Below are 6,112 nucleotides of genomic sequence, written 5' to 3'. Positions count from 1 at the left end.
AATAAAAAGGCACATATTAATTTTTTATAATTAAAAAACCTGACTTACCCTATTAATAAGGTAGGTCAGGTTCCTTGTGTTTATTTAATCCAATAATCTTTAACCACTTCTTTAGATTACTTATTAAGCATTTCTAAATAATTTTCATTTGCTTTGGATAATTTTTTATAATATTCATCATAAGATTTGCTAAATTTTCTAATAAGCGGTATTGCAATTTCATAATATCCATTGTCTATCATATATTTTTGCAATCTATCTTGTATTTTCTTAGCTTCACTATTTAAATACTCATCACTTTTTTTATATTTTTCATAATAAGAAATAAATTTTTTATTATCTTTAAACCATTCTTTAGTATTATTCACTGCTTCAATTTTTGATTCATTAATTTTTTCTAAATCTGCCATAGAAAAAGATTTAGTTAAACTTTCGATGTATCTATTTTCCTCGTTTGATAGTTGAAACTCTGGTAAATTATCTAAGTAATTTATATATTTTTCAAAAGCTTCTTTTCCATCTTCTTCCAGATATTCATTTAAAAATATTTTGTAGGCTGAAAATAAAAGCTGTCCAAAATAACCAGGAAATTTATCCATTAATCTTTCGTATATAGTTTTATTAGCTTCTAACAAATCAAGCTCTTTACTTATAGTGTCCTGTTCTTCTCCATTAATGATAAGTTTAAGCACATCTCTTTTCTTTTTTTCAATATCTAATTCATATTCCTTGTTTCTTAAAATTGTAGCTAATGAAGAATCTTGTGAATGTAATATTTCTTTAATTTCAGCTACACTTAATCCAACTTTAGAAAATAAAGAAATTTCTTTTAAAATTTCGATATCTTGATCACTATAATCTCTATACCCATTTTCAAGTCTTTTGGGATTAATTAATCCCTTTTCCTCATAATATTCAATAGCCTTTCTTGTAAGACCCGTTCTATTTTGAACTTCACTTCTAAGCATAGTGTCCCTCCTCTATTTAAAGGATATCACTGCCCCTAAGGTACCAGTCAAATACTAATATTTATTATTTAACTTCCCGCCAAATATTACTTTACCAAAAATAATTAATTTCTATAATTCTTTAACTTGAAAAATAGATAACTTAGTATTTTTTCATCATTATCTTTTCCATATAATGATTTTATATGCTATTTATTTTTATCTAAAATATCAACTATTAACATACCAACAACTCCACCCATAACATTGGTTATTATATCAGTCGTATCTGAAACTCCAATTGAAAAAATAAATTGCACAGTTTCAAAAAATAAACTAACTAATAAAAATATACAGAATCCAAATTTGATATTACAATCCAATTTTCTTAATAAAATGCCAAAAGGTAAAAAAGCCACCATATTAAATATTGGTTCTAACCAAAACAAATCGCCTTCTATAACATTGTCATATCTAAAAGGTACTAAATTAATTTCTCTTACTCTCCTAATTCCACTAATGAAAAATCCAAGCTTGAATAGCATCAACCAACATAGCAAAATTATATATATAACTAATAGAATTTTTAGTATTTTTTTCCTTTTAATATAACTCACCTCACAAGCTGTTGTTAATTTCACTTTTTGATATTACAATCTATAATTTTATTTTCTTGACATCAATACTACATTCTCCAAGTGCCTTGAGCGGTCAGTATGGATAAATTTCAATGTTTTTCAAAAGCCTCGTATATGGGAATATTTCCATAACTAACATGTGATTTATTATAAGTCTAAAATATTATTATCTAGTGAAAATTTTAAATAAATTATTCGTTATTTATCATATTTTCCTTTAAATGAGTTTGTTCTATATGCGTGAAATTTAATTTACATCTCTTATTCTAACACCTTCAAAGTAAATTTTATATTAATTTCTATGAATTTGTATTTATTGTTTGCTTAAATATTTAATTGTTTTTTTATTTGAAAGCTGCTAAATTATTATGATGTAATAATTATGGAATAAGCATTATAATACGCTTTATGGCTAATTTCTTCATTCAAAAACACACCTTCGTTCTGTATTAAGGAGGTTTATATTGTACTGTTAACTATATTTTAGATCTACTTTTAATTCTTATTAGTCTTATATATGAACTTCAAATGCTGACTTAAATGTAATATATGAACTCTATGTCTATATATTTATTTAATAATTATAAAACATTTTTTCAATGTGATTGTTTAAAAAACATTGCTTTTGGATATATAAAATGAAAGATTATTGTTGTATTTTCATTATCTTGAAAGGAGAATAAATATAAAAAAAATATTTGTGTTTTTATTTACATTGGTTTTATGTGTCCTATCTTTGAATTTTTTCAATTCATGTCATGCATTAAGTGAAAATTTTAATTACTTTGACAACGTTATTTTTGAACCTTTAGATAGCAATGTTATAGAGTGGACTCCTGAAATTGGTCGTAATGACGAACAATTTGTTGATTCTATGATACAAAATAAAATTTCCTTCATACCTTTAGAATATAGGATAAAATATTTTGATGCACTTGAAAATTATTCTAAAAAAATGATTACTATCCCATCTAAAAAATCCAAAATTCCTGAAGTACATATACATACAGATATTCCATTAGAAATTTCTAAATTTCATAAATCTGAAGCAACTTCCGATTATATTTTTGCTTTGAATTGCTTAAAAACAGATAATGAGGTTCTTAAGCAAACCGTAAATGCAGCTTTCCCTTCTATACCTAAGGAATTAAAAGAACAATATTTTAATTCTTTATCCCAAACATCTAGTATCTCGGCTATTAGAGGTATATTTAGGGTAAATCGACTTCCTATTTCTTATCATTTTTATAATCATTCTCTTACTTCTTCTCCTTCTGACCTAAGATTTAATATTGTAGGTTATCCTGCTCAACTTGTAAATAGATATGATGGATATGGCATTGAATCAAATATAAAACAAGGAATGTATGTTTCCCAATTTAATTTAGATGTGGCAAACTTTGGTTATTCTGGAAATGACGAGTTAAATCAAGATGGATTCCATTTTGAGTTCGCTTTAAACTCAGATTTAGGGCTTGCAATTCATGGTACAACAAACTTACGTTATCATAGAATGTACTATGGTAAAACATTTTTTCGCCTATATGATGTCTATGATTTTAACACTATGTACAATTACCTTATTCAATTTTTAAACCCCATAAATAATACTCATACATTTAATGTGTATATTGATGGACTTGTAATTGAACGTAATTTAGAATAATCCTAGGATATATACATGAATAAAATCAAATTTCCTCATATAAACTATTATAGGCTTATTAAAATAGGAATTTTTCTATTTTTAATCAGTCCTCTAAACTCTGCTTTGGCTATGTTTTTTCAGGGTCCTACATATCAATGGCTATTTCGAATTTTCTTCATTCTGCTTTCAATTATAGGCTTAATAGTAGGATTTATTCTCTTTTGGTACTTACTTTTCTCAACTTTGTTTTTCTTTTTGAAAAAAGATAGAGAAAACGCAAGAGCCCACTTGGTCTACTTTTTGGTCTTAGCTTTATTGCCCCTTATCCCTATTTTGCTTAGTCTATTTTTGGAATTCAGCCAATCCGGTTTACAATCTCTACATGAAATAGAAAAACTTTTTTATCCAGCAGGAGGAAAAGCTTACACAGAATTTTTGCCTGTTCTTTTAGAAGAGTTAAAAAAAATCCTCAATAATCCATCCTATATCATTCCTTACGATTAATATTTAAAACAATAAACTAACAATTAAGCAAAGGATAAAACTTATATTTTGTACTTTGCTTATTTTCTTATTTATGATAATTTATAAAAATGATTGGGACACAAATAAATAAAAAAATACCTAAGGGTATTTCTTAAACCCAAAAGTCCTTATAAATTGTTTATTTAATTTTGTTAAGAAGAGCCACAGATTCTGAATGCGTTGTCTTTTGATTGGGAACATAATTTTTTATCCTCGTCATTCTTGTAGGAACACAATTTATTAATGTCATTGTCTTTGGCATTTTTTCTTTTATCTTTAAAGTTATTAGAATCTTGACTATCTTTAACTCCTGTTTTGAAATAGAATGTTAAGTCATATGGATGAACTGTTCCGTCTTTGTCGATTCTACCCACCACGACTTTATCAACTATGCTTTCAAATACTGTTCTGTTAAATTCCTCTATAATTTCTCTATTCTCTAAGATCTTTTTAAATTGCTTTAATCTTTCTTTAATAGAGTTTTCATCTTTGATGGTTAGCTCTAGTGTTTTCTTTTCATCAAGTAATTTTTCTTTTTGCTTTGTAAGTTTTTTATACTTTTTAGCATAAACTTCTTCATCTATACTATCTTCTAAATGAAGATCAACTAACTTTCTTTCTTGACTAATGATTCTATTTAATTGGTTTTCTATCTTTTTCAAATCTTTGACTAAAGTATTATCATTTATTTCTTCTTCTACAATTTTTAAAAGGTCATCTATTACTGTTGAATCTGCATGGCATAATTGCCTATAGCTTTCAACAAATGCTTTTTCTATTGCTGCTTCTTGTATTCCCTTTGAATTAGGGCAATATTTTTTACCTTTTTTTGTTGACCTTATACATTGCCAGTTAATTTTTTTGTAAATTGAACTTGTGTGCCAAGTTCTTCTTGAAAGTATTTCACCACAAAATCCACATTCCAGCATACTTGAAAAAGCATATTGCCTTGATAGTTTTTCTCTTTTTCTATCCTTGTTAGCAATAGTGTTTCTATTTTGTGCTCTCCTGAGTCTGATCTCTTGTGCTTTTTCAAAGTCTTCTTTTGATATAATTGGCTCGTGATGATTTTCAATGTGGTATTTATCAGATTCACCAAAGTTTGCTAGTCTTCTTTTTGTTATAGGATCAACTGTAAAAGTTTTTCCCATTAGTATATCTCCAATATACTTTTCATTTTTAATTATTCCCAACACTGTAGTATCAGACCATTTTGTTTTACCTCTAGGGGTGAGATATCCTTGTTCTTCTAGTTCCCTGCCAATGACTGAGCCACCATTGCCCTCTAAATATCTTTTAAAGATGTATCTAACAATCTTAGCTTCTTCTTCATTTATAGAGATACTTTTTGTTGTAGGATCATAGTCGTATCCAAGGCAACCTTGAAAACCAATAAGCTCCCCCTTTTCCATTTTCATTTTCAGTCCTTTTTTTACATGGGCTGAGGTATTTTCTACTTCTTGTTGAGCTACTGAACTTAATATTGTTAGTAATAGCTCTCCATCCATTGTCAAAGTATCTATATTTTCTTCTTCAAATACTACACCAACATTGTTTTCCTTTAATAGTCTTACATACTTTAAGGTATCTAATGTATTTCTTGCAAATCTTGATATAGATTTAGTAATTATCATGTCTATATCTCCATTTTGGCAATCACTTATTAGTCTCATGAAATCTGCTCTTTTAGTAGCAGTTGTTCCTGTTGTTGCTTCATCTGCATATATACCAGCCAAAGTCCAATTCTTATTATTTTTTATTAGATTTGTATAATAATCAACTTGCGATTTATATGATTCAAGTTGGTCTTTACTATCAGTGCTAACTCGACAATATGCTGCAACACGTTTTAAATCTAAATGTAGTGAATTTCTATTTCTAGCTCCAGTATTTGAAGCTTTTATTACTTTTACTTTAGTATTCATTTTACCTCCTTCCCATTTTGTATCTTTCTACAGTGTTATTATATCACGAGATTAACTACTTTCTATCCATCTTCTTATAATCATTTTCTAACTTGTTCTTAATTTTTGTGTATTCCTTATCATTAATTAATTTAAGATCATAAAGTCTACATAACATTGCAAGTCTCATACTATAAATCTTTATTGCTTCCATTTTAACCTCCTGTGTAAGTTAATTTTTTGCCTTGGTAAGTTGTTTAGATTTAAAATATACTAATCTCACCTAAGCATCTTCAATAATATTGGCACTTCAAAGTATTTTGATTTTTATAGAAAGATGACAAAATACCCCTCACTTTATAAAGGAAAATTTGCCCTCTTTGGTAACCAAAATTTTTATTTTTTATAGTATTTTTGAGTTTTAATGATTAATTTGAACATAAAAAAGAG

The 6,112-nt window shown here is 27.1% G+C and carries 6 protein-coding genes; 2 read left to right on the top strand and 4 right to left on the bottom strand.

The window, feature by feature from the left end:
• Positions 1-116: 116 nt before the first annotated feature.
• Both ACQRC6_RS09570 and ACQRC6_RS09565 read right to left on the bottom strand, forming a co-directional pair.
• Positions 117-968, bottom strand: a complete 852-nt coding sequence (locus tag ACQRC6_RS09570) for a MerR family transcriptional regulator (RefSeq protein ID WP_427848718.1) — start codon at positions 966-968, stop codon at positions 117-119.
• Between the two features lie 188 nt (positions 969-1,156).
• Positions 1,157-1,588: a VanZ family protein gene (locus ACQRC6_RS09565; RefSeq protein ID WP_427848717.1), complete on the bottom strand. Its 432-nt coding sequence runs from the start codon at positions 1,586-1,588 to the stop codon at positions 1,157-1,159.
• 733 nt (positions 1,589-2,321) lie between these two features.
• Between ACQRC6_RS09565 and ACQRC6_RS09560 the strand changes: the two genes are divergently transcribed.
• Positions 2,322-3,251: a hypothetical protein gene (locus tag ACQRC6_RS09560; RefSeq protein WP_427848716.1), complete on the top strand. Its 930-nt coding sequence runs from the start codon at positions 2,322-2,324 to the stop codon at positions 3,249-3,251.
• Between the two features lie 15 nt (positions 3,252-3,266).
• The gene (locus ACQRC6_RS09555; protein ID WP_427848715.1) at positions 3,267-3,737 is read left to right on the top strand and encodes a hypothetical protein; all 471 of its coding nucleotides are present in this window, start codon (positions 3,267-3,269) and stop codon (positions 3,735-3,737) included.
• Positions 3,738-3,910: 173 nt separating this feature from the next.
• Here the strand turns inward: ACQRC6_RS09555 and ACQRC6_RS09550 are convergent, their stop codons facing one another.
• On the bottom strand, positions 3,911-5,683 hold the full coding sequence (locus ACQRC6_RS09550) for a recombinase family protein (RefSeq protein WP_427848714.1): 1,773 nt from the start codon (positions 5,681-5,683) through the stop codon (positions 3,911-3,913).
• A gap of 55 nt (positions 5,684-5,738) precedes the next feature.
• Positions 5,739-5,876 (bottom strand): hypothetical protein, encoded by a 138-nt coding sequence (locus ACQRC6_RS09545; protein ID WP_427848713.1) that lies wholly within the window; start codon positions 5,874-5,876, stop codon positions 5,739-5,741.
• Positions 5,877-6,112: the final 236 nt, after the last annotated feature.

This window comes from Peptoniphilus sp. SGI.035 (assembly GCF_050315115.1).
Classification (GTDB): domain Bacteria; phylum Bacillota; class Clostridia; order Tissierellales; family Peptoniphilaceae; genus Peptoniphilus_A.
Note: the sequence above shows the minus strand (reverse complement) of the source record. Positions and strands in the feature narration are given on the sequence as shown.